Source organism: Macellibacteroides fermentans (assembly GCF_013409575.1).
Classification (GTDB): domain Bacteria; phylum Bacteroidota; class Bacteroidia; order Bacteroidales; family Tannerellaceae; genus Macellibacteroides; species Macellibacteroides fermentans.
In genome coordinates this window covers 1-22598 of sequence record NZ_JACCCY010000002.1, presented here as the reverse complement: position 1 = coordinate 22598, position 22598 = coordinate 1, and the positions used below count along the sequence as shown (strand labels likewise).

Here is a 22598-nt window from a genome sequence, read left to right as displayed (position 1 = left end):
ATAGTATAAATAAATATGATTAGATAATAGCCAGAATATCTGATTGACGCATGATAAGATATTTACCTCCTTCAAGTTCAAGTTCAGTACCTGCATACTTTCCGTAAAGAACAGTATCACCCACCTTCACTACCATTTCTTCGTCTTTTGTACCGTTACCGATTGCAATAACTTCACCTTTCAAAGGTTTTTCCTTTGCCGAATCTGGAATGATAATTCCGCTTACTGTCTTTTCTTCTGCTGCAGCAGGCTGAATAAGCACTCTGTCTGCTAATGGTCTAATGTTCATAATCTTGATATTTTAATCGTTAATAATTTTATTTGGTATTGTAAACTTTGCGTTCACACCTTTATCTATGCGAATAATGTGCCAAAACAATTTTAAGGATGCTTTCTGCCATTTTTTCGTCTGCCGACAAAAACGGCACATACGAAAGCTGACAGGTTGACGGTTACGGCTGACTCACATCCTGTCCTCCGACCTGTTTTACTGCTTTATCTGTATCGTCGAGAAGGAGTGTGCCTTAAGTGTTGGCATAAAAACCATGTCTTGCACCTGGATAGAGACGGTTTTATCCGTATCTTCTTCATTGGCTGCCACAATAACCAGACTCCGGTCGGGATTACGGAAAGCCATTATATTGCCGTAGCTGCCAGACACCGTAAGTTTGCGTGCATCGGGTTGTACATAATGACTCACATGTTTCAGTACGTAATATTCCGGAGTATATGTATAGGTTTTAGATAACGGATCTACAACGACTAAAGAGTTTTGAGCCCATCCCCAGCGGCTGATTCCCCCTTTTTCGAGGGAGATGTTCCAATACATATAGGCAGAAGCTCCGTTATCGAGATAATGTTTCATTAACTTCCACGAATACACAGCCCCTTTCCAATCGTTTTTCCCATCACCGCATTCCTGTTCGGTCTGATACAACGTAAGGTCCGGATAACGTTCGTGAATTCCCTTGATGGCCCCTTTACCGGCCCACTGGAAACCCACCCCTTTTATATATTCGCCGGCAAGCGGATCCGTGAGCACCGTATCCACCATCGATTCATCGGCACGTTCCATTGTACCGAACAGCACATCCACATCCAGGTCTTTCATAGCCGGACCTAAGTAATTACCTATAAAATGAGCCAGCGAGGTTGCCGTCCAGCAGCAGCTTGGAAAAATCTGAGCAGAATTGAATTCATTTTGCGGCATTACGGCCGATATTTCGATACCATGAGACCTGTAAGCCTCGATAAATTTGGTAAAATACAAGGCATAAGCCTCCAGGTAAGCCGAATCCTGTACAAACATATCCAACCCCTGATACCCCACCTTGTCGGCAGGCAAACCATTCCGGTACAGGGTATCTACCTCCGCACCTGTAAATGCACAGGCATAATGCTTGTTATACTTCATCCACGAAGGCGGACACCAGGGCGAGGCCCACAATGCCAGTTGGGAATTATACTTCTGAGCATTCTTGATAAATGGAATCAACGTCTGCAAGTCGTTGGCAATGGTAAAATTGTTCATCACAAAATCGCTGTCCGTTTCATTGTACGAGTACCAGTCGCGGGAAAAGTCGTTAGCCCCGATCGGCATTCTGCACAACGTAAAGTTCGCTCCATAGTCGGGAAAAAACAGCTCCTCCATGATATCCTCTCGTTGCGACGGATCGAGGCGGCTTAGCGAAATCCAGCCCAATTCGTTGAAGCAGGCTCCAAAGCCCTCCATCTTTTGTTGCTTCCCGTCAAGATCGATCACCGCATCCACCGATGCAACAGAATCGAGAGACAGCGCCCTCAAATCGGGCTGCACTTCCCAGGGAGCCTTCTCTGTAGAGGTAACCCAGTCGGCACTCCGCTGAAATTTACAGGAAGAAAGGACAGCAAGTCCGACAAACAAAGAAATCCAGGTCTTCATATTCATAATTCGTTTAGGGGAAATTAATTTCAAGTCAACAAAGGAAATAAAAAAAAGGCGCAACAAGTGCGCCTTCCCATTTTATTTAAATGCTTCGATCAGTTCTTGTACTGTTACCGGTTTTTGTTCGCCGGTTATCATATTCTTCAGGTTTATTTTACCCTCGGTCATCTCCGATTCACCTACCAGGGCTACAAAAGGAATTTTCTTCGCGTCGGCATATCCCATCTGCTTCTTCATCTTCACCGGTTCGGGATAAATCTCGGTCCGGATTCCTGCCGCCCGTACCGAAGCAACCAATGGAAGCAGGTAAGCCTCCTCCTTTTCGCCGAAGTTTACAAACATCAGCTGCGTAGTAAGCAGGGAATCTTCGGGGTATAGCTCTAACTGGTTGAGTACGTCGAATATACGATCGGCACCAAAAGAGATACCAACGCCCGACACTCCATCCATACCGAACACACCCGTAAGGTTGTCGTAACGTCCCCCTCCGGTGATACTGCCAATTTGTACATCCAGGGCCTTAACCTCGAAAATGGCACCGGTATAGTAGTTAAGTCCCCGTGCCAATGTAAGATCCAGCTCCAGCTCAGCCTTAACCGTCAGAAGATCCACCCGGTCGAAAATAAATTCCAGTTCGGCAACCCCCTTTAGTCCGGTTTCCGAACCTGCAAGCACCTCTTTCAATACGGCAATCTTCTCGCGGTTTGTACCACTTAGCTGAATGATAGGCTGTAATTTGGCAATCGCCTCTTCGCTCAGTTCCTTGCTGCGGAGTTCGGCATTTACATTCTCCAAACCGATCTTATCCAGCTTATCAATGGCAACGGTAATATCCACAATCTTATCCGCCTCGCCGATAATCTCGGCAATACCCGACAAAATCTTACGGTTGTTCATCTTTATGGAGACGCGGATCCCAAAACGCTGATATACTTCGTCCATTATCTGGATAAGTTCCACTTCGTTCAACAACGAATCAGACCCCACCACATCTCCGTCGCATTGGTAAAACTCGCGGTAACGTCCTTTTTGGGGACGGTCTGCACGCCATACCGGCTGTATCTGGTATCGTTTAAACGGAAAACTCAGCTCATTGCGGTGCTGCACCACAAAGCGGGCAAAAGGAACGGTAAGGTCGTAACGCAGGCCTTTCTCGCAAACACGCGCAGCAAACTTCAACGGGTTACGTTCAAGCAGCTCTTCGTCTGTTATCCCGGCAAGGCTGTCGCCCGAATTCAGTATCTTAAACAACAGTTTATCACCCTCGTCGCCATACTTACCCATTAATGTAGATAAGTTCTCCATGGCCGGTGTTTCTATCTGCTGGAAACCATACAGATGGTAAACATCGCGTATGGTGTTGAATATATAGTTCCGTTTCGCCATCTCTACAGGCGAAAAATCACGGGTTCCTTTTGGAATGGACGGTTTCTGCATGATTTCTTTTCTTTTTTTTATTCTGATTGCAAAGGTAGTACATTTCTGCCTAAAAAAACAAAAGGGTTGTTCCGACTTTGCGGACAACCCCTCTTATTATTTTCAACAACAAACTTGTTAGTCGCGGCTGCGGCTTCCAAGAAATATCATAATGTAATACAGCAAGGTAGCCAGCGACCCCAAAGCTGCCACCACATAGGTATAAGCGGCAGAACGCAGTGCGTCTTCGGCCTTATCGTGGGTAGCCACATTGGTTATACCTGCGCTGCTTAACCAGACTAAAGCCCTGCTGCTTGCGTTTATCTCTACCGGCAATGTTATAAAGCTGAAAAGCGTAGTGGCAGCAAACAAGATGATTCCGAACAGCAGCAATTGCGGGAAACTCTGTACCATGATGATACCACCCAGTAATACCCATTGTACGATGTTGGAAGCAAAACTAACCACCGGAACCAGGGCCGAACGCATTTTGAGCGGAGCATAGGCGGTTGCATGTTGCACGGCGTGACCACATTCGTGGGCAGCAACTGCAGCAGCGGCTACACTGTTACTGTAATACACATTCTCACTCAGGTTCACCGTATGATTTCCCGGATTGTAATGGTCGGTAAGATGTCCGGGTGTAGAAATCACCTTTACATCATATATACCATTATCCCGCAGCATCTTTTCGGCTACATCCTTACCCGTCATTCCATTTGGCAGAGCCACTTTGGAATAGGCCTCGAATTTACTTTTCAAACGATGGGAAACCAGCCAGCTCAGCAGAGCAAAACCAATAAATATAATCCAATACATGTTAATTCAATTTTATGTTTCTAACCATACTGCAAAAAGTCTGCCAAAGTAAAAAATGGCAGGCGCAAGAAATACGTCTGCCATTTTGCTATATATCAGTCTTCTGTGTATCGCTCGATTGTCTGGTCTCTGTCCGGACCAACCGAAACAATCTTGATGGGCACACCCAGCTCGTCTTCGAGGAATGACAGGTAAGCATTGAACTCTTCGGGGAATTCGTCTTCACTTTGCATTTTTGTCATATCCGTCTTCCAGCCCGGCAGTTCAACATATACAGGTTTTACTGCTTCATCGATTTCGAAGGGGAAACCGGTAACCTCTTCGCCATTCATATCGTAAGCCACACAAGCCTTGATTGTTTCAAACTCATCCATTACATCACTTTTCATCATGATAAGCTTGGTAACACCGTTAATCATCACGGCGTATTTGAGGGCAACCAAATCTATCCAGCCGCAACGACGCTTACGTCCGGTAACGGAGCCGAATTCGTGACCTTTTACGCAAAGCTCTTCGCCGGTTTCGTCAAACAGTTCGGTGGGGAACGGACCACTGCCCACGCGGGTACAGTAAGCCTTGAAGATACCGTATACCTCGCCGATATTGCCCGGAGCAACACCCATTCCGGTACATGCACCGGCACAAATGGTATTGGAAGAGGTTACGAAGGGATACGATCCGAAATCGATATCCAGCATGGTACCCTGGGCACCTTCGGCCAATACGGATTTTCCTTCGATCAGGTAATTGTTGATTACATGCTCGCTGTCGATCAACGTAAAGGATTTGAGATACTCAACCGCGTCGAACCACTCTTTTTCGAGGTCTGTAATATTATATTCATAATTTAATGAACGTAGAATAGCGTCGTGCTTAGCCTTGGCTGCAGCATATTTCTCCTGGAAATTATGCAACACATCTCCCACACGTACACCGTTACGGCTTACCTTGTCGGTATAGGTAGGTCCAATCCCTTTTCCTGTGGTACCGATTTTACCGGCGCCTTTGGCTGCTTCGTAAGCGGCATCCAGCATGCGGTGGGTAGGCAGAATAAGATGAGCTTTTTTAGAGATATAGAGTCTTTCCTTCAGGTTGTGGCCACTGGCAGCAAGTGCCTCTGCCTCCTGTTTGAACAATAGAGGATCCAGAACAACCCCGTTTCCTATAATGTTTACTTTTCCTCCCTGGAATATCCCGGAAGGAATGGACCGGAGGACATACTTTTCACCATTGAACTCCAATGTATGTCCTGCATTGGGACCTCCCTGAAAACGTGTTACCACATCATATCGCGGAGTAAGCACATCGACAACTTTACCTTTGCCTTCGTCTCCCCATTGCAATCCTAATAAAACATCTACTTTCATACGAATAAAATTTTTAATATGTAGGCATGGAACTCGCTAACTGTTTTATTCACCGCTTTTGGCGTAGAAAGTTGTTTACATGCTCGTTTCACCTTACTATAATATAGTCGTTAATATTCTTTCTTTTCTTTCCTTTTAAGTGCATACTTACACTTACTGCAGAGGCCAAATATATACATCGAAAAATATTCCGGTGTAAACTTGGTAAATTTCTTTGAAAGCACCGAAGCCTTTAAGGCCAGGTCTTTATATTCCTGAATCCTTCCGCAGTGCGAACAAACCAGATGAAAATGGCCCGCCGCCTTCTCGGCACACTCATACTGCACTCCCTGCGTACCAAACTGGTGTCTTACCAACAAGCGTGCATCCACCAACAACTCAATCGTATTATATAACGTAGCCCTGCTTACGTGGAAATTGGCTCCTTCCAGACTCTGGTAAAGCATTTCTACATCAAAATGTCCGTTTATTGCACAGACATGATCCAGAATAGCATACCTTTCGGGTGTTTTTCGGTGGCCTTTCCTCGTAAGATATTCGGTAAACAGTTCTCGTTTTTGTAACGCTGAGATTTTATCCATTTAGTGCTTATTCATCACGCAATCGCAAAGTTAGTGCATTTATTTTAAAAGCAAAAAGCTTAGGCGTAATATTCAAATTCAAATTTAATATCATTATATATTTCTAGTTTGCCGGCTTCTCCGCTCGCTTGCAGCCCTTCTATCGCACGCAAAACCGATGCAGCCTGCGTTTGCGACTGTCTACCATAGCGTTTCAGTGCAAGACTGGCGGCACGCTGCCTGCGCGAAAGCCCCTCCTCCACTACACTTGCCGCAGCATTCACCATCAAACCGGCAGTAGAATCTGTAAGCTGGTTGCCCAGGGTACATAAACGTGCCAATAAAAGATAGCCCGTAACCGATACAAATTCGCGGGTATCGGTAATCCATTGCGTTGCCAATACTTCGGCAAACGGAAGTTTAGGCAATAAGTTGGCAACAAGTTGCTCTGCAATCTCCAGGTGTTTCAGCTCGCTTACCCACCGGTTGGCTGCTTCGGCAGTAAAGGCGTCGGCAGGATAAAGCAGTGTTGCCATAATTTTCAGCTCGCGTACATCCTGTTCCCACAACAACGAGGCAAGCGCTTCGCTGGGTTCGTATTGAGACGCAATCTCCTTTATCTTAGGAACAGACACACCGAAATTCATCTTGTAGTCCATTCCCTTGTCACGCATACTGGAAGAAACAACTCCGTTCATTGCCAAACGGAGTTGTTTTCGTATCTGTTGAATTGTTTCCTGCATAAAAAATTAGTCGTTGTAAGTAGGAAGGAAAGAATATTCCTTTCCGTAGCGCACCATCTGTTGGGTATACCCTTCGGTATAGTCGAGCGTAACATCGGTTACCTCCCCTTTTTCGTTCTTAACCAGTTTCATCACCGGATTTACAAATCCTTTGTAAGGAGCCAGGTTAAGTGCAGCGTAACGCTTCAATACCTCGGCATGTAATTCGGGATCCACCTTTACGGCATAATCTTCCACCAGTTGCTTTCCGGCGGCAAAGTCGCCTTCGCTCTTGATACGTTGTACTTCGGCCAACAGCTTTCCAAAGAGTTCACGCAGTTTGGCATAATCGTTCACCACTACATAGGTTTTACCCTCTTTTTTCTTCAGCTCAATTACATTGTCTGCCTTACCCTGTTCGAACGCCCATTTGGCAATAAGCTGGCGGTTACGCATATGCGCCTCTTCCACGTTCTTGCCAAGTTCGATGCGAACCAGCTGCGACATCAGTCCGTTCATAATATATTTGTAGTACTCCGCCTTGTATGCCTCAGCATCGGGAACAAGTCCCAGTTCCACCAATTTAGGATCGGCTATGTAATACAATCCGAACAGGTCGGCACGGGTTTCTTCCAGTGTAGAACTGTACGCCTTAAGTGCATCCGAAGCAACACCCGGCAGCAGCTGACCCGAACCGTGACCCAGACATTCGTGCAGGTCGGTATGCAGGTTGTCTGTCAGGAATCCGTAAGTCTTGATCGCCTCACGCTCCTTGTCGCTCCAAACAAACTCTTCGTTGAAACCGCTTCCCTGCGAAGCTTTATCGTATGCTTCGGTAATATTTTCGATGGTAACCGATTTGGAACCATGATCCTTTCTGATCCAGTCGGCATTAGGCAGGTTGATTCCGATAGGAGTTGCAGGATAGCAATCGCCACCCAGCATCGCCACGGTAATCACTTTGGCAGAAACACCCTTTACCTCTTTCTTCTTGAAGCGGCTGTCCACCGGCGAATTGTCTTCAAACCATTGCGCGTTGTTGCTTATAACAATCGTACGTTTGGTAGCTTCCTTGTTTACGAAGTTGACGGTTGACTCCCAGCTGGCCTTCATGCCCAGCGGATCGCCGTAGGTTTCTGTAAATCCGTTGATAAAGTCGACTTCCGAAACGGTATCCTTCACCCACAATACGGCATAGGCATCAAACTCCTTCAGGTCGCCGGTTTTATAATAAGAGATCAATGTTTCGATCACCTTCTTCTGATTTTCGTTTTCGGCAAAAGGTACAGCCAACTGTAATTCAGCCACAATCTTCTCGATGGCCTGGGTGTAAAGGCCGCCTACTTTCCAAACCTTCTCCACTATTTTGCCATCCTCTTTCACCAAACGGCTGTTCAATCCGTAAGAAATAGGAGTTTCGTCTTTCGGATCCTTCATCTTATCGTAAAAGGCCTCAACCTCGTGCTGGGTTATACCACCCCCGTAATAGTTGTTGGCCGAAGCAAGAATGAGGTCCTGATCTCCGCTTTGCACCGTCCGTTTGCTTAGTACCAATGGATCGAAAATAACCGGAACCAATTCGGCAAGGAACTGATCTACTGTTTGTCCGTCGCGTACAGGAACAGCATTAGGGTCCAGCCCTTTTACAGCTGATACAAAAAATTCTTCCGAGAAGCCCGGTACAAATTTTTCCTCACCGTAGTGATGGTGGATACCGTTAGAGAACCACACCCGCTTCAGATATACCTCCATCGCCTTATAGTCGGCCGACGAGCGGTCGCCTTTATAGTTTTCGGTAATTGCCTCCAACGTGCGACGAACAGCCAGGTTGTATCTGCAGTTCTGATCGAACAGGATGTCGCGCCCCATGATGGCTGCCAGTGAGAGGTGATATAAGAGCTGTTTTTGATTTAATGTGAGGGATTCAAATCCGGGAACCTGGTAACGCAGTATCTGCAGGTCGGCGAACTTGTCTACTTCGTAGGAAAACGACTGTGCCTTTTCGGGACTGGCCGTTTTGTTTCCCGTACAAGCTGTAAAAGCGATTGCTGTCATAACGGATAACATTATTTTCTTCATATCTATCTTATTTATCTATCTATCTTACATAAACATACAAGCGGCAAGGCTCCTTTGTTTCAAAAAAGGGCAAACCAACTGCAAATTTACATATTTATATTGAAAGCGATGACATTTACAACAAAAAAGCCTGCTTGGCAAAACTCATTTTACATTGCGTGTGAATCGTTTTCAAACCATTTGGTTTAGCCTTCTAATCCAAAGGCAGTCAAGCTGAAATTTCGATAGGTTATTGGAGGCGAAGCAATCTCCTGTAAAGCAATAAAAGCATCTTAGGAAGTAATGTTCAATCCCCCGAGAAAGTAATTTGTTTCCGGTAACCTTCTAATTTTTTCCCTTAATAGAAGTATTCGTTTAACAACTGTCTACTTTGCGTTTGACAATTGTTGAATGCAAGTTATCCAACTGTTGACTTTGCGTTTAACAGCTGTCAAACGAATAAGTGCCTTAAGGATTCGGGCTAGATATATTAAGGGAAAAGGTTAAAAGACTACCGGGGAAGGAATAATTCTATTATGTGCTGCAGCAGCAGGGCTGGGGAATCAGGAAAGTTCAAAAGCAGGGAGTCGGAAATATCCTGTGAGAGATGACAGATAAACCGCATCCGTCATCCGCATCTGTCATCCTCAACAACCCAGACCACCAAAGGGTTTGAAGGCAATAAATGAGAGATGACAGATGATTTCGCGTTTAATTCGTTTTATGACCCGTACTGAAAAATTTCAGATATTTTTATTTCATTCTTTCTTGAAACTATAGCAGCAAGGAGCTGTCTCCGTAGCTTAAGAACCGGAAGTCGTTATCGAGGGCATAGTTGTAAATGGATTTCCAGTTGCCGTTTACAAAGGCCGAAATAAGCAACAGCAGGGTGCTCTTGGGCTGATGAAAGTTTGTTATAATTCCCTTCACGATCTTGAATTCGTAACCCGGCGCAATCATGATCTGCGTTGCAGAAAGCAACGTATCGGTCTGGTTACGATCCAGGTAATCCAACAGGGCCGTAAGTGCCTCATGGGCAGTAACCTCTTCGGTATCGTGGTATGGCGTCCATTGAGTAACTACCAGCTCTTCGGATGTTGCATCGGGGTTGTTGACTAACGTCCTTCCCATGTAATAGAGACTTTCGAGTGTGCGGACAGAAGTGGTTCCAACCGCGATAACCCGTCCTAAATTGGTCCGTATGTTTTCGATGGCAGAACGGCGTACCGAAATAAATTCCGTATGCATCTCATGATCGCCAATTACTTCACTCTTTACCGGTTTAAAGGTTCCGGCCCCCACGTGCAAAGTAACCTCTTCGCGGGTAAAGCCTTTTGCATCCAGACCGGCCAGTACTTCGGGCGTGAAATGGAGTCCCGCCGTTGGAGCGGCCACCGAACCTTTTATTTTGGAGTAGACCGTTTGATAGGTCTGCAGATCGCTTTCGCGGGTTTCACGGTGCAGATAGGGCGGAATAGGCAGGATACCTGCTGCATCCAGCAGTTCGGCAAAGGTTACCTGCGGATTATTCCACGAGAAGCGGACCAGGTGGCTGTCGCCGGTCGTCTTAATCCGCTCGGCAGATAGCACAACTTCCTTATCATCCATCCGGATGGTTTTATGCAATGCTCCCTCTTTCCATTTCTTCAGGTTGCCCACAAGACAAAGCCAGCTGCAGGATTCGGTCTGCTGAAACACCAGGGCATAGTCGTGCGGGATAACCGGTTCCAGACAAAACACCTCGATCTGGGCTCCGGTCTCCTTCTGAAACAGCATGCGGGCCTGTATCACACGGGTATTATTATATACCAGCATACTTCCCTGCGGCAGGTAATCAGACAATTGCTTAAAAACAGCCTCATCTATTTTACCGTTACGGTAGACCAGCAATTTGGATTCGTCTCGTTTGGTTAACGGAAATTTTGCAATCCGTTCGTCGGGCAGAGGATAATTAAATTCCTCAATACGTATTTGTTCAGTTTTTGCAGTCATTACTTTAATATCTGCGCAAAATTAGTGAACTTTGTCCAGATAATAACTAACAACGCGAATGTATGAATGTTAAAATAGGCGATAAGGTACGGTTCCTGAACAGCGTGGGTGGTGGAATTGTACGCAGATTCAAGGGAAACGACCAGGTAATAGTAGAAGATGAGGATGGATTTGACATTCCGGTTCTTATTCGTGAATGTGTGGTTGTAGGCGACAATATGATGACCAGAAGCAGTGCAGGCAGACCGTCGGCTCCGGCTCCTCAGGTACAGGTAACCGCTCCCGCACCTCAGCCAGAGAAGGTTGAAGAGACAGCCGAAGGCGAAAGGCTCAACGTTTTTCTTGCCTACCTGCCTATAGATCCCAAATCGATGCAGCAGACCCGCTACGAAGCATATTTTGTGAATGAGAGCAACTATTTCCTGTTCTACAACTATATGAGCCGCCAAAACAACAGCTGGATGAGCCGTAGCCAGGGCCTGATCGAACCCAACACCAAGATATTCATGGAAGAGTTCGGCAAAGAAGACCTGAACGAGCTTGAACGGATTTGTGTTCAGTTTATCGCATTTAAAAAGGATAAACCCTACGCTATGAAAAACTCCGTGTCGGTCGAATTGCGTTTGGATACAGTAAAATTCTATAAATTGCATTGTTTCCTTGATAACGATTATTTTGATGAGCCGGCTATCCTGGCGCCCATTGTCAGACAAGATATTCCCGAACGGCAGATGCTTATCTCGGCCGCCGCTATACAGGAAGCCATGCAGCAAAAGGTACGGGAAGAAAAGGTTACGCCTACTGTGGTAAAGAAAAAGGCAGAAGCTCCCATCATCGAGGTCGATTTGCATACCGAACAGTTACTGGATACCACTGCGGGTATGGACAGTACTGCCATTCTGAACTATCAACTGGATAAATTCCATGAAGTCTTAAAGGAATATGCCGGCGTAAAAGGTCAGAAAATTGTTTTTATCCATGGAAAAGGAGAAGGCGTACTGCGAAAAGCGATTGAAAATGAACTCAAAACAAAATATAAACAGTATTTTTACCAGGATGCTTCTTTTCGCGAATATGGATTTGGAGCCACGATGGTAACAATTAAATAATCCGGATCGGATATGGCCACAGAGATAGAACGTAAATTTTTGGTCAGGGGCGACTTCTTTCCTGAAGTATACGATTCCAAACGCATCGTACAGGGATATATCTGCTCTTCGCCGGAACGATCCGTAAGGGTACGCATCCGCGGAGATGAGGGCTATCTTACCATAAAAGGGGCATCCAACGTGGATGGAACCACCCGATACGAATTTGAAAAGAAGATTACGGAAGAGGAGGCATACCAGCTGTTGGCGCTTTGTGAGCCGGGTACGATAAGTAAGGTAAGGCACCTTGTAAAAGCGGGCGATCATATCTTTGAAGTGGATGTGTTTGACGGCGAAAACCAGGGATTGGTAGTGGCGGAGATAGAACTGAAGGAGGCTTCGGAAGTTTTTATCCGTCCCGACTGGCTTGGCGAGGAGGTTACAGGTGATGTGCGTTATTACAACTCGATGTTATCCAGACATCCGTATAGTACATGGGAAAATAAGAAATAAAATAAATAATTTAAACTGACTTGTTATATGAAGAAAATCCTCTTGCTCTTGGCGATTACAACTCTTTCGCTGCCGGTTGTTGCAGACGAAGGGATGTGGTTGCTTCCGTTACTTAGGCAGCAAAAGCTGGAAGAGATGAAAAAACTGGGATTGCAGGTAGAGGACTATGACATCTACAATCCCGATTCGTCTTCGCTGAAAGATGCGGTTGTTATCTTTGGCAGCGGATGTACCGGCGAATTTGTTTCGGATCAGGGTTTATTGCTAACCAATCACCATTGCGGGTACAGCCAGATACAACAACACAGTTCGCTCGAGAACGATTACCTTACCAACGGATTCTGGGCCTCTTCCAAAGAGAAGGAGCTTCCCAATCCGGGACTTACAGTCACCTTGATCGATAAGATTGACGATGTTACAGAATACGTTACCAAAGCGCTGGAAGCCGATCCTGACCCAAATGGGATGAATTATCTTTCGCCATCGTATCTGAACAAACTGGCGGAAAAGAAGGTGGGTGGAAAGTTCTTGCAAGATAATCCCGGAACCGGCGTGGAGATCAAACCTTTCTACGGCGGCAACAAATATTATATGTTTACAACCAAGAAGTACAGCGATGTACGTCTGGTGGGTGCTCCTCCCTCTTCCATCGGAAAGTTTGGAGCGGATACCGACAACTGGATGTGGCCGCGCCACACGGGCGATTTCTCTGTATTCAGGGTGTATGCGGATGCCAGCGGCAATCCTTCGGAATACAAACCCAGCAACGTTCCGCTCAAGCCTAAAAAGTGGCTGAAAATTTCCCTTAACGGTGTAAAGGAGAACGACTTTGCCATGATTCTGGGATTTCCCGGACGTACAAACAAGTTCTATACGTCGTGGGAAGTGGCCGAAAGAAGGGATATAGACAATTCCGTACGTATCAAAATACGCGACATCCGTCAGAAAGTAATGCTGGAAGAGATGATGCGCGACCCGCAGGTACGGATTCAGTATGCCAGCAAATACGCCAGCTCCACCAATGCGCATAAGAATGCCATCGGCAGCAACTGGGCCATCAACAAGCGTAATTTTGAAAAGGTGAAGCTGGATGTACAGGACAAGCTGACGGCTTGGTCGAAGCAGAACAACAAACCCGAATATATTGAAGCCATGCAGGCCCTGAAGCAGATTGTAACCGACCGGAAGGATTTACGTTTCAGAAGCTGGATGCTGGATGAGGCTTTGATACGGGGTATCGAGTTCACCGGTATTCCAACCGAAGTGGATCCGATTATCGATGCGCTGAAAAAGAAAGACCAGAAGGCAATCAAGGAACAGCTCACCTTGCTGAACATGGCATACAAGCGCTTCAACAACAAGGATTACTCGGCTGCGGTGGATAAAAAGATAGCCAAAGCTTTGCTTAAGGCCTATGCTGCCGAAATTCCTTTGATTATGCAACCGGCATGTCTGATCGATTGCGAGAAAAAATTCGAGGGTAATACAGACATGTTTATAGACTACCTGTTTGCAGAATCTATCTTTGGAAGCGACAGGAACTTCAACCGCTTTATGAACAACCCTACGGTTAAAGCGCTTGAGGCAGATCCGATGATTAAATTTGCCAAATCTGTAAAAGCTGAAAAGATTGCATTAAAGGCTGCCCTGGATGGTTTTGACGACAGCTATGCTGCTGCGCACAAGACATTCGTTAAGGGTATTATGGAGATGCAGGGAGAAAAGAACCTGTTTCCGGATGCCAACTCCACACTTCGTCTGGCCTACGGACAGGTTCGTGGCTACAACGCAAGGGATGCTGTTAACTATGGTTACAAGACCACGCTGGAAGGTGTGATGGAAAAAGAAGATCCCACCAACTGGGAGTTTGTGGTTCCGGATAAATTGAAACAGCTTTATGAAGCGAAGAACTACGCCCCTTACGGCTCTCAGGAAGAGGGTATGCCTGTTGCCTTTACGGCCAACACCCACACCACGGGAGGAAATTCCGGAAGTCCGGTTTTGAACGGCCGGGGCGAGCTTATCGGATTAAACTTCGACCGTAACTGGGAAGGAGTTGGTGGTGATATCCAATACCTGCCCGAATACCAACGAAGTATTATCGTTGATATTCGCTATGTATTGTTCCTGATTGACAAATACGGGGATGCCGGGTACCTGATTGATGAAATGGATCTGCAGAAATAGATCTATACATACAACAGGTCACTCATTATTCCATCGGAAATAAAAATACCCTGGCGGGTTAGCTTCAATACAGAATCCGCATTTACCAGCAAGCCGTTCTTCAAATGAGGAGCGGCTTGTTTCATACAGTAGGTAAGCAGCTCTTCGCCATATAGTTTTTGAAGTTCATGCAGATCAACGCCCCACATGGTTCGTAATCCGGTGATGATAAAATCGTTGTAACTGGTTTTCGTGTCAAGCTCCTCCATTTCCACATCGGGAAATCCGGCCGCGATCCCTTTAAAGTATTTAGTCATCGACGACACGTTCCACTGACGGGTCTTGCCGTCGAATGAGTGGGCGGAGGGCCCTACTCCCAGATATTTGATACCTTTCCAATAGGAGCTGTTGTGGCGGGAATAAAGTTTATTTTTAGCAAAATTGGATATCTCGTACTGTTCGTAACCGGCGTCTGCCAATGTATCGATCAGCTCGGTAAACATCGCCACGCTCAGCTCTTCCATTACCGGCTTTACCTTTCCGGCGTGAAGCTGCCTGAACAGAGGCGTTCCCTCTTCGTAAATCAGGTGGTAGGATGACAAGTGCGGAATATCCAGCCGGATGGCTTCCGCAAGGTTGAACTGCCAATCCTCCATCGACTGACCGGGCAGTCCGTATATCAGATCAATACTGAGATTGGTAAAGCCGTTCTCCTTACATAATGCAATGGCTTTAAATGCCTGTCTGCTGTCGTGCCGACGGTTTAAAAAGTGCAAATCCTCGTCCTTGAAACTTTGTACCCCCATACTCACCCGGTTGAAAGGAAGCGTGGCGATACCCTCTACGTAACCCGGAGTCATGTCGTCGGGGTTTGCTTCAAGTGTAATTTCGGCATCGTCATCGATCTGATACAGCCGGGATATTGTTTCAAAGATACGTTCGAACGCCCGTATGTCCAGTTGCGAGGGAGTTCCTCCCCCAAAATAGATTGTTCCTATCCCCTCGCCTGAAAGATACTCCTTGCGAAGCTCCAGCTCCTTTACAACCGAGTCTACATAGGTCTCCTTGTTTTGCATGTTGGTGCTGGAAAAAAAATCGCAGTACGTACAACGTTTGCTGCAGAATGGAACATGTATATAAATGCCTGCCATTTTCAATGTATTGTTTCCTTGCAAATATAACAAAAAAAAGAAACTTGTGCTGAATAACTATGTTCTCAAACAGCTAATAATAATTGGTTATCCCACTTGCTTTTAATAATTTGCGGACTCGTTAGAAAATACTTGTTTAGAGGATTTATTGTTAAACCTAATTAATACCTTATAGCATGAAAGTATACCAAACAAACGAAATTAAGAACATCTCAATTCTGGGAAGTTCGGGCTCTGGGAAAACCACTCTCGCAGAAGCAATGCTTTTCGAGGGTGGGGTAATAAAACGTCGCGGTACAGTTGATGCGAAAAATACCGTATCAGATTATTTTCCGGTTGAGAAAGAGTATGGTTACTCTGTTTTCTCGACCGTTTTCAGTGTTGAATGGCAAGGTAGGAAACTGAATTTTATCGATTGTCCGGGTTCGGACGACTTTATCGGTGGTGCAGTTTCGGCTCTCAGCGTTACCGATACAGCCGTAATTGTACTGAATGCACAATACGGGGTTGAGGTAGGTACAATCAACCATTTCCGCTATACGGAGAAGCTGTCTAAACCGGTAATCTTCGTGGTAAACCAGCTTGATCAGGAAAAAGCAGATTACGACAATGTGCTGGCTCAGCTGAAAGACCGTTACGGAAACAAGGTTGTTCCTATCCAGTATCCTGTGGTATGCGGATCGGGATTCAATCAGGTTGTGGATGTGCTGAAAATGAAATTATATCGCTGGAAGCCCGAAGGGGGCGTTCCGGAAGTTCTTGATATACCGGATGAGGAAATGGATAAAGCCATGGAATTCCATCAGGCATTGGTAGAGGCCTCGGCTGAAAATGATGAGAGTTTGATGGAGAAATTCTTCGAACAGGGAACGCTGACTGAAGACGAAATGAGGGAAGGAATCCGACAGGGATTATTATCCCGTGGGATGTTTCCAGTATTCTGTGTGTGTGCCGGACGTGATATGTGCGTACGTCGTACACTCGAGTTTTTAGGCAATGTGGTTCCTTGCGTAGATAAAATGCCCAAGATGGTTACAACGGATGGCGACGAAGTGGCGCCCGAAGTAAATGGTCCTGCCAGCTTGTTCTTCTTTAAGACGACTGTTGAGCCCCATATTGGCGAGGTTTCCTATTTCAAGGTTATGTCCGGAAAGGTGAAGGAGTCTGACGACTTGGTGAATGCCAACCGTGGTTCTAAGGAAAGAATTGCACAAATTTTCTCAGTAGCCGGACAAACACGTAATAAAGTAGAGGAAATGGTAGCGGGTGACATAGGTGCCACCGTTAAGCTGAAGGATGTGCGTACCGGAAATACATTGAATGGTAAAGGCTGCGATTATCGATTCGACTTCATAAAATACCCGAACCCCAAATATAAGAGAGCTATCAAGGCCGTAAATGAAGCTGACACAGAAAAGCTAAGTGAGATTCTGACTCGCATGAAAGCCGAGGATCCTACTTGGATTGTTGAACAAAGCAAGGAGCTGAAACAGCTGCTCGTTTCGGGTCAGGGAGAATTCCACCTTCGTACACTCAAATGGCGTATCGAAAACAATGATAAACTTCCTATCGAATTTCTGGAACCCAAAATTCCTTATCGTGAAACCATTACCAAATCGTCGCGAGCCGACTATCGTCATAAAAAACAATCGGGCGGTGCCGGACAGTTTGGTGAAGTTCATCTGATTGTTGAACCGTATTTTGAAGGCATGCCGGCTCCGGACACCTATAGATTCAACGGTCAGGAGTTTAAAATGAACGTTCGCGATACACAGGTTATAGATCTCGATTGGGGTGGAAAGCTTGTATTTGTGAACTGTATCGTGGGTGGTGCAATTGAAACCCGTTTCCTTCCGGCAATCCTGAAGGGAATTATGGCCCGTATGGAACAAGGTCCGCTTACCGGTTCGTATGCCCGCGATGTAAGAGTTTTGGTTTACGACGGCAAGATGCACCCGGTTGACAGTAATGAAATTTCCTTCATGCTTGCAGGACGAAATGCTTTCAGTACCGCATTTAAAGAAGCCGGTCCTAAAATTCTGGAACCTGTTTATGATGTGGAAGTTTCGGTGCCTGCCGATTATTTAGGTGATGTAATGGGCGATTTGCAAGGAAGACGTGCCATGATTATGGGTATGAGCAGTGAAAAGAGTTACGAAAAATTATCTGCACGCGTACCTTTGAAAGAGATGTCTTCGTATTCTACGTCCTTAAGTTCCATTACCGGTGGACGAGCCTCGTTTACAATGAAGTTTGCCAGCTACGAACTTGTTCCTGCCGATGTACAGGATAAGTTGCTGAAAGCTTACGAAGCAAGTCAGGCCGAAGATTAACAACTATCAGGGACTTCGGATATCCTGCCATAAAAGGAGAGACACGCGGAGAGTGTCTCTCCTTTTTCTTAAGCTTAATCTTATTTTCATCCGGTTGATATGCGCCTGTAATAAAGATCTGTTTCTTTTGTGTAGCTAATAAATACACTATGGAATTAAGAACTTACTATCCTACCATTGTCTTATCGGATATCCACATAGGCTCCGAACATTCAAAAACAGAAGAGGTCACCAATTTTCTGAAACATGTAAACTGCGACCGGTTGATTCTGAACGGAGATATCATTGATGGCTGGCAGTTACAGAAACAAGGGAAGCGCTGGAAAAACAAACATACCGATTTTTTTAAAGTTCTGATGAAAATGATGGAAAAACAAGGTACGGAGATAATCTATGTGCGCGGTAATCACGACGATTTTCTGGATCATCTGGCTCCGATGACTTTTTACAATGTTTCCATTGTAAAAGAGTATCTTTTCCATAGTTTCGGTAAAAAATACTACGTGACGCACGGAGATATATTTGACTCGGTTACCACACACATGAGATGGCTTGCCCGACTTGGAGATATCGGTTATACTTTTCTTTTGTGGGTAAATAAGATTTATAACAGGCAGAGGGAAAAATCGGGAAAGCCCTATTTCTCTCTCTCGCAACGGATAAAGAGCAAGGTGAAAAGTGCGGTTTCTTATATTTCGGATTTCGAGAAGGAACTGGTTGCTTTAGCCGTATCGAAAAAGGCAGATGCCATAATATGCGGACATATCCATCAGGCAGCCGACAGATGGTATGGTGATATCCGGTACCTGAATTCGGGCGATTGGGTGGAAAGTATGACAGCATTGGTTCAAAATGAACTTGGCGACTGGAAGATTGTTAAGTATAATAGCAGGCAACAAGTATCGGAAGATACCTGGAGTAATAAAATACTTTATCCCGAAGTAATATGAAGGTTCTCTTTGTGATTCAGGGAGAAGGAAGAGGTCACCTTACACAGGCTCTTTCTTTAAAGCAGATGCTCCATAATGAGGGGCACGAAGTTGTTGGCGTTTTAGTAGGCAAAAGTCCTTCCCGCCAGCTTCCAGGTTTCTTTTGTGATAAGATTGGCGTGCCTGTTTTTCCGTTTGAAAGTCCCAACTTTCTTCCTTCGGCCAAAAACAAACAGGTTACTATTCTAAGAAGCGTGGGATACAACGTGTGCCGCGGTCATAAGTATTTACGTAGCATCGCCTATATCAATGAGATGATCAAAGAAACGAAAGCGGATGTTGTTGTCAATTTTTATGAGATGCTGACGGGACTCACGTACTTATTGTTTCGCCCAAAGGCAATTATGATTTGCATTGCTCACCAATATATGTTCCTGCATCCCGAGTTTGAATTTCCTGAATTAAACAAAATATCGCTGGCTTCTTTAAAATTCTTCACCAAAGTTACAGCCATCGGCTCAAGAAAAAAGCTGGCACTTTCTTTTCGTAAAATGAGGGAAGTTCCTCGTAAAGGGATTGTTGTTGTACCGCCTCTCCTGAGGAATGAAGTGATTGAAGCAAAAGTCACCCAGGGTGATTATCTGCATGGATATATACTGAACAGTGGATTCAGTGAAGAGGTGAAGGCTTGGCATACAACTCATCCACAGGTTTGCATGCACTTTTTTTGGGATAAAAAGGGAGCCCCTCAAACAGTGGAAATAGATGAGAAACTGTGTTTCCATCAATTGGACGATGCAAAGTTTGTACAATATATGGCTGGCGCCAAGGCATATGCCACAACAGCCGGGTTTGAATCTGTATGTGAGGCTATGTACCTGAACAAACCGGTATTAATGGTGCCGACTCACATTGAGCAGGTATGTAATGCCCATGATGCGATGATTTCGGGCGCGGGAGTGGCAAACAGCACCTTTGATCTGGATAAGTTGCTCACGTTATCAGACACACACCGTTCAAACGAAACTTTCCGGCATTGGGTAAATCAGTCCTCCTGGCTTATCATGAGAGAATTCAGAAGTGATTTATTGATGGAGCCTTATGTAAAGACTAACTTCCGTCGTTTTGCCACCAACTGGGTATACCGGATTAGTCATCGTCTCCCTTTGTAACGAGTATCCGCCTTTTTAATACAGCAAACCAAGCTGCCGAGGTTATTCCCTTTGCAATGCTTGTTAAACTAATTGCCCACCAAACTCCTGTAATCTCCATACCTATGGAAGCCAGCAGCATGGCCAGCGGAATACGTAGCGTATTGAATCCAATGCTTATTACTGCAGGAGGGATGGTTCTGCCGGTTCCGTAGAAAAGCCCTTGTGTGGTGATTTCCAGCATCATGAACAACATGGAATAACCATCAATCCGTAAAAAGACACCTCCGGCTTTATAGGCTTGAGGATCGGGAACAATCAATGAGAAAAGTTCGCTGCCCCAAAACACAAACAACAACGTGCAAAATGTTCCGAAGACAGCTGTCATCTTAAGAGTAGTCGCATAAGCACCTAAAACCCGGTCGTTCTTTCCCGCGGCATAGTTCTGCGCCACAAAGGCACTGAGTGCCGTACTGAATCCTTGCGACGTATTCCAGGCAATGGCCTCCAGCTGTCCACCCGCCGTTAAAGTCATCAAGCCGATATGTCCGCCATATAATGAGGCGGTTCTAGCCATAAAAAGGTTTATTATTGAAAATAGTGTATTCAATATGGCTACCGGCAATCCTAATTTGAAGATGCGTTTTACAAAACGACTTTCCAGCTTCGTAAAGAAAGCAAAACCACCCAGCACCTCTTTTCTTTTCTTAAGCCGGTAGATAAATAATCCAAGCACTGTTGCTTGAGAAACCCAAGTGGCAATAGCTGCTCCTTCCGTATTCCACCCGAACCCGAAGATAAAAAGCGGATCCAGTATCATATTCAGCAAAAGGCCTATTCCGCTAATCATAAAGGGAATCTTACTCTGTCCGGATGCGTTGTAGATTCCTGTAAAAGAAGCTGATAAAAATATAAAAGGAAAGGCCGTAGCAACAATACGCAGGTAGTTGACAGCCTTTGCTGTGATAGCCGGTTCCAATTTGTAAATCTGCATGACAGGCTCTGCGAAGACAAAAAGGATCAGACCCCAGCAAATTGAGATAATAAGAGACAAAGTGAGGTTATGAGATGCATAGCTGCGGGCATCCGGGGCATTCTGAGCACCGATACTTTGTCCGACACTCACCTCAGATCCTACCTTGTTTAATAACGAAATAGAGTTTGTCATCCATGTAAGGATACCTACCGATCCGATAGCGGCAACCGATTCGCTTCCAAGACGTCCCACCCAGGCCATATCCGTGAGGCTGTATGCCATTTGCACAAAGGAGGTACCCATAATAGGTACAGCCAAATTAAAAAGTTGCCGGTGAATGGGTCCGCTTGTCAGATTTTTAGTCCCTTGCATTCTATATGATAATTTTTCATGCAAAAGTAGAATATATTTTCTACCTTTATGGCTTCCGACTTAACTGAAATAAATTTAATATGATTACACGAAGAGATTTTTTAAAAACAGGTGTGGCGCTAACTGCCCTGAGTGTTTTACCGAACGATCTTATGGCTGCATCGGCACCTAAAGAAAAAGCCATCGGTTTACAATTGTATAGCGTACGGGATGATTTGCAAAAGGATTTTGACGGAACAATCCGCAAAGTAATTGAAATCGGATATAAGCGGCTGGAAGCAGCAGGATATCGTAACGGTAAGTTTTATGGAAAAACTCCTTCCGAATTTAAGAAATACCTTTCTGATTTAGGCGCTTCCTTAACCGGATCGCACACCGGAAGCAGACTGCTTCCAATGGGTGATACCAAAGGATGGGATTTTTGGAAACAGAATGCGGCCGATACAGCCGAAGCAGGATGTAAGTGGATTGTTCAGGCAGGATATCCTGCAAAAGATATAAAAACAATTGATGATGTAAAAAGGCTGGCCGATCAGTTTAACAAAGTGGGAGAAATTGCACGCAACAACGGACTACGCTTTGCTTTCCATAATCATATCGAGGAGTTTAAAATGCTTGAGGGTAAGATTCCATATGATGTATTGCTGGATTACACTGAGAACAAGCTGGTTACTTTCCAGATCGACACGGCCCAGATGGTTCATGGCGGTTTTCAGTGCCATGAGTATGTCAAGAAATACCCCGGTCGTTTCGCTAACTGGCATTTGAAAGATGCAAACCTGGATGGCGATGGTAGTACAGAGATGGGTAAAGGAAAAGTTGATTTCAAAGCATTGTTTGCTGTTGCAAAGAAAGCAGGTTTGGAAGATTATTATGTAGAACAGGAGAAATACAATATGACTCCCCTGGAAGCGATAAAGTACGATTACGATTTTATCATGAAAGCAAAATATATTAAATGGTAAATAAAAGGGGAGTCCGGTAATATTGAGACTCCCCTTTCTTTATTATCGGATAAACAATAACTCTCTGTATTTAGGTAAAGGCCACATCTGATTGTC

18 protein-coding genes are annotated in these 22598 nt (G+C 45.2%); 7 read left to right on the top strand and 11 right to left on the bottom strand.

Translation table 11 applies throughout. The annotated features are described in order from the left end of the window. Window positions 1-19: 19 nt before the first annotated feature. The 9 genes from F5613_RS05180 to F5613_RS05140 form a co-directional block, all read right to left on the bottom strand. Window positions 20-289: a co-chaperone GroES gene (locus F5613_RS05180; RefSeq protein WP_068180424.1), complete on the bottom strand. Its 270-nt coding sequence runs from the start codon at window positions 287-289 to the stop codon at window positions 20-22. A 198-nt stretch (window positions 290-487) separates the two neighbouring features. Further along, window positions 488-1921, bottom strand: a complete 1434-nt coding sequence (locus F5613_RS05175) for a glycoside hydrolase family 30 protein (protein WP_179398980.1) — start codon at window positions 1919-1921, stop codon at window positions 488-490. Window positions 1922-2002: 81 nt separating this feature from the next. After that, window positions 2003-3361, bottom strand: coding sequence for a histidine--tRNA ligase (gene hisS, locus F5613_RS05170; protein WP_179398979.1), 1359 nt, complete (start codon window positions 3359-3361; stop codon window positions 2003-2005). A 117-nt stretch (window positions 3362-3478) separates the two neighbouring features. Beyond that, a complete protein-coding gene (locus tag F5613_RS05165) occupies window positions 3479-4165 on the bottom strand; it encodes a zinc metallopeptidase (protein WP_179399531.1) in 687 nt (228 codons plus the stop codon). 89 nt (window positions 4166-4254) lie between these two features. Further along, window positions 4255-5526: an adenylosuccinate synthase gene (locus tag F5613_RS05160; RefSeq protein WP_179398978.1), complete on the bottom strand. Its 1272-nt coding sequence runs from the start codon at window positions 5524-5526 to the stop codon at window positions 4255-4257. 110 nt (window positions 5527-5636) lie between these two features. Continuing rightward, window positions 5637-6107, bottom strand: coding sequence for a Fur family transcriptional regulator (locus F5613_RS05155; RefSeq protein ID WP_179398977.1), 471 nt, complete (start codon window positions 6105-6107; stop codon window positions 5637-5639). Between the two features lie 59 nt (window positions 6108-6166). After that, entirely contained in the window at window positions 6167-6829 is a 663-nt protein-coding gene (locus tag F5613_RS05150; protein WP_179398976.1) for a DNA alkylation repair protein, read from the bottom strand. A gap of 6 nt (window positions 6830-6835) precedes the next feature. After that, a complete protein-coding gene (locus tag F5613_RS05145; RefSeq protein WP_179398975.1) occupies window positions 6836-8887 on the bottom strand; it encodes a dipeptidyl-peptidase 3 family protein in 2052 nt (683 codons plus the stop codon). 753 nt (window positions 8888-9640) lie between these two features. Continuing rightward, complete coding sequence (locus tag F5613_RS05140) at window positions 9641-10858, bottom strand: S-adenosylmethionine:tRNA ribosyltransferase-isomerase (protein ID WP_179398974.1); 1218 nt, start codon at window positions 10856-10858, stop codon at window positions 9641-9643. A gap of 62 nt (window positions 10859-10920) precedes the next feature. On the opposite strand from F5613_RS05140, the gene F5613_RS05135 reads away from it, so the two are divergent. Genes F5613_RS05135 through F5613_RS05125 form a run of 3 tightly spaced genes read left to right on the top strand, consistent with a single transcriptional unit; the run spans window position 10921 to window position 14646 of the window. Next, window positions 10921-11967: a DUF2027 domain-containing protein gene (locus F5613_RS05135; RefSeq protein WP_179398973.1), complete on the top strand. Its 1047-nt coding sequence runs from the start codon at window positions 10921-10923 to the stop codon at window positions 11965-11967. Between the two features lie 12 nt (window positions 11968-11979). Then, window positions 11980-12459: a CYTH domain-containing protein gene (locus tag F5613_RS05130; protein WP_179398972.1), complete on the top strand. Its 480-nt coding sequence runs from the start codon at window positions 11980-11982 to the stop codon at window positions 12457-12459. Between the two features lie 27 nt (window positions 12460-12486). Further along, on the top strand, window positions 12487-14646 hold the full coding sequence (locus F5613_RS05125) for a S46 family peptidase (protein ID WP_179398971.1): 2160 nt from the start codon (window positions 12487-12489) through the stop codon (window positions 14644-14646). Between the two features lie 2 nt (window positions 14647-14648). Here F5613_RS05125 and hemW read toward each other — a convergent pair whose 3' ends face one another. Continuing rightward, a complete protein-coding gene (gene hemW / locus F5613_RS05120) occupies window positions 14649-15776 on the bottom strand; it encodes a radical SAM family heme chaperone HemW (RefSeq protein ID WP_179398970.1) in 1128 nt (375 codons plus the stop codon). A gap of 176 nt (window positions 15777-15952) precedes the next feature. On the opposite strand from hemW, the gene F5613_RS05115 reads away from it, so the two are divergent. From F5613_RS05115 to F5613_RS05105, 3 genes are all read left to right on the top strand, one after another. Beyond that, window positions 15953-18109, top strand: a complete 2157-nt coding sequence (locus F5613_RS05115; RefSeq protein WP_179398969.1) for an elongation factor G — start codon at window positions 15953-15955, stop codon at window positions 18107-18109. Between the two features lie 149 nt (window positions 18110-18258). Continuing rightward, entirely contained in the window at window positions 18259-19059 is an 801-nt protein-coding gene (locus F5613_RS05110; protein ID WP_068182719.1) for a UDP-2,3-diacylglucosamine diphosphatase, read from the top strand. Next, window positions 19056-20210: a glycosyltransferase family protein gene (locus F5613_RS05105; RefSeq protein WP_179398968.1), complete on the top strand. Its 1155-nt coding sequence runs from the start codon at window positions 19056-19058 to the stop codon at window positions 20208-20210. The genes F5613_RS05110 and F5613_RS05105 overlap by 4 nt, the downstream gene beginning before the upstream one ends. Here F5613_RS05105 and F5613_RS05100 read toward each other — a convergent pair. Continuing rightward, entirely contained in the window at window positions 20188-21537 is a 1350-nt protein-coding gene (locus F5613_RS05100) for an MATE family efflux transporter (protein WP_179398967.1), read from the bottom strand. The two genes, F5613_RS05105 and F5613_RS05100, sit on opposite strands and share 23 nt — an antisense overlap. Window positions 21538-21617: 80 nt before the next feature. Between F5613_RS05100 and F5613_RS05095 the strand changes: the two genes are divergently transcribed. Then, window positions 21618-22502 (top strand): TIM barrel protein, encoded by an 885-nt coding sequence (locus F5613_RS05095; protein WP_179398966.1) that lies wholly within the window; start codon window positions 21618-21620, stop codon window positions 22500-22502. Window positions 22503-22598 lie beyond the last annotated feature (96 nt).

Excerpts from the sequence above, each read along its gene's own strand:
- F5613_RS05180 (WP_068180424.1), bottom strand. The coding sequence starts at position 289 with ATGAACATTAGACCATTAGCAGACAGAGTGCTTATTCAGCCTGCTGCA.
- F5613_RS05175 (WP_179398980.1), bottom strand. The coding sequence starts at position 1,921 with ATGAAGACCTGGATTTCTTTGTTTGTCGGACTTGCTGTCCTTTCTTCC.
- hisS (WP_179398979.1), bottom strand. The coding sequence starts at position 3,361 with ATGCAGAAACCGTCCATTCCAAAAGGAACCCGTGATTTTTCGCCTGTA.
- F5613_RS05160 (WP_179398978.1), bottom strand. The coding sequence starts at position 5,526 with ATGAAAGTAGATGTTTTATTAGGATTGCAATGGGGAGACGAAGGCAAA.
- F5613_RS05155 (WP_179398977.1), bottom strand. The coding sequence starts at position 6,107 with ATGGATAAAATCTCAGCGTTACAAAAACGAGAACTGTTTACCGAATAT.
- F5613_RS05150 (WP_179398976.1), bottom strand. The coding sequence starts at position 6,829 with ATGCAGGAAACAATTCAACAGATACGAAAACAACTCCGTTTGGCAATG.
- F5613_RS05145 (WP_179398975.1), bottom strand. The coding sequence starts at position 8,887 with ATGAAGAAAATAATGTTATCCGTTATGACAGCAATCGCTTTTACAGCT.
- F5613_RS05140 (WP_179398974.1), bottom strand. The coding sequence starts at position 10,858 with ATGACTGCAAAAACTGAACAAATACGTATTGAGGAATTTAATTATCCT.
- F5613_RS05135 (WP_179398973.1), top strand. The coding sequence starts at position 10,921 with ATGAATGTTAAAATAGGCGATAAGGTACGGTTCCTGAACAGCGTGGGT.
- F5613_RS05130 (WP_179398972.1), top strand. The coding sequence starts at position 11,980 with ATGGCCACAGAGATAGAACGTAAATTTTTGGTCAGGGGCGACTTCTTT.
- F5613_RS05125 (WP_179398971.1), top strand. The coding sequence starts at position 12,487 with ATGAAGAAAATCCTCTTGCTCTTGGCGATTACAACTCTTTCGCTGCCG.
- hemW (WP_179398970.1), bottom strand. The coding sequence starts at position 15,776 with ATGGCAGGCATTTATATACATGTTCCATTCTGCAGCAAACGTTGTACG.
- F5613_RS05115 (WP_179398969.1), top strand. The coding sequence starts at position 15,953 with ATGAAAGTATACCAAACAAACGAAATTAAGAACATCTCAATTCTGGGA.
- F5613_RS05110 (WP_068182719.1), top strand. The coding sequence starts at position 18,259 with ATGGAATTAAGAACTTACTATCCTACCATTGTCTTATCGGATATCCAC.
- F5613_RS05105 (WP_179398968.1), top strand. The coding sequence starts at position 19,056 with ATGAAGGTTCTCTTTGTGATTCAGGGAGAAGGAAGAGGTCACCTTACA.
- F5613_RS05100 (WP_179398967.1), bottom strand. The coding sequence starts at position 21,537 with ATGCAAGGGACTAAAAATCTGACAAGCGGACCCATTCACCGGCAACTT.
- F5613_RS05095 (WP_179398966.1), top strand. The coding sequence starts at position 21,618 with ATGATTACACGAAGAGATTTTTTAAAAACAGGTGTGGCGCTAACTGCC.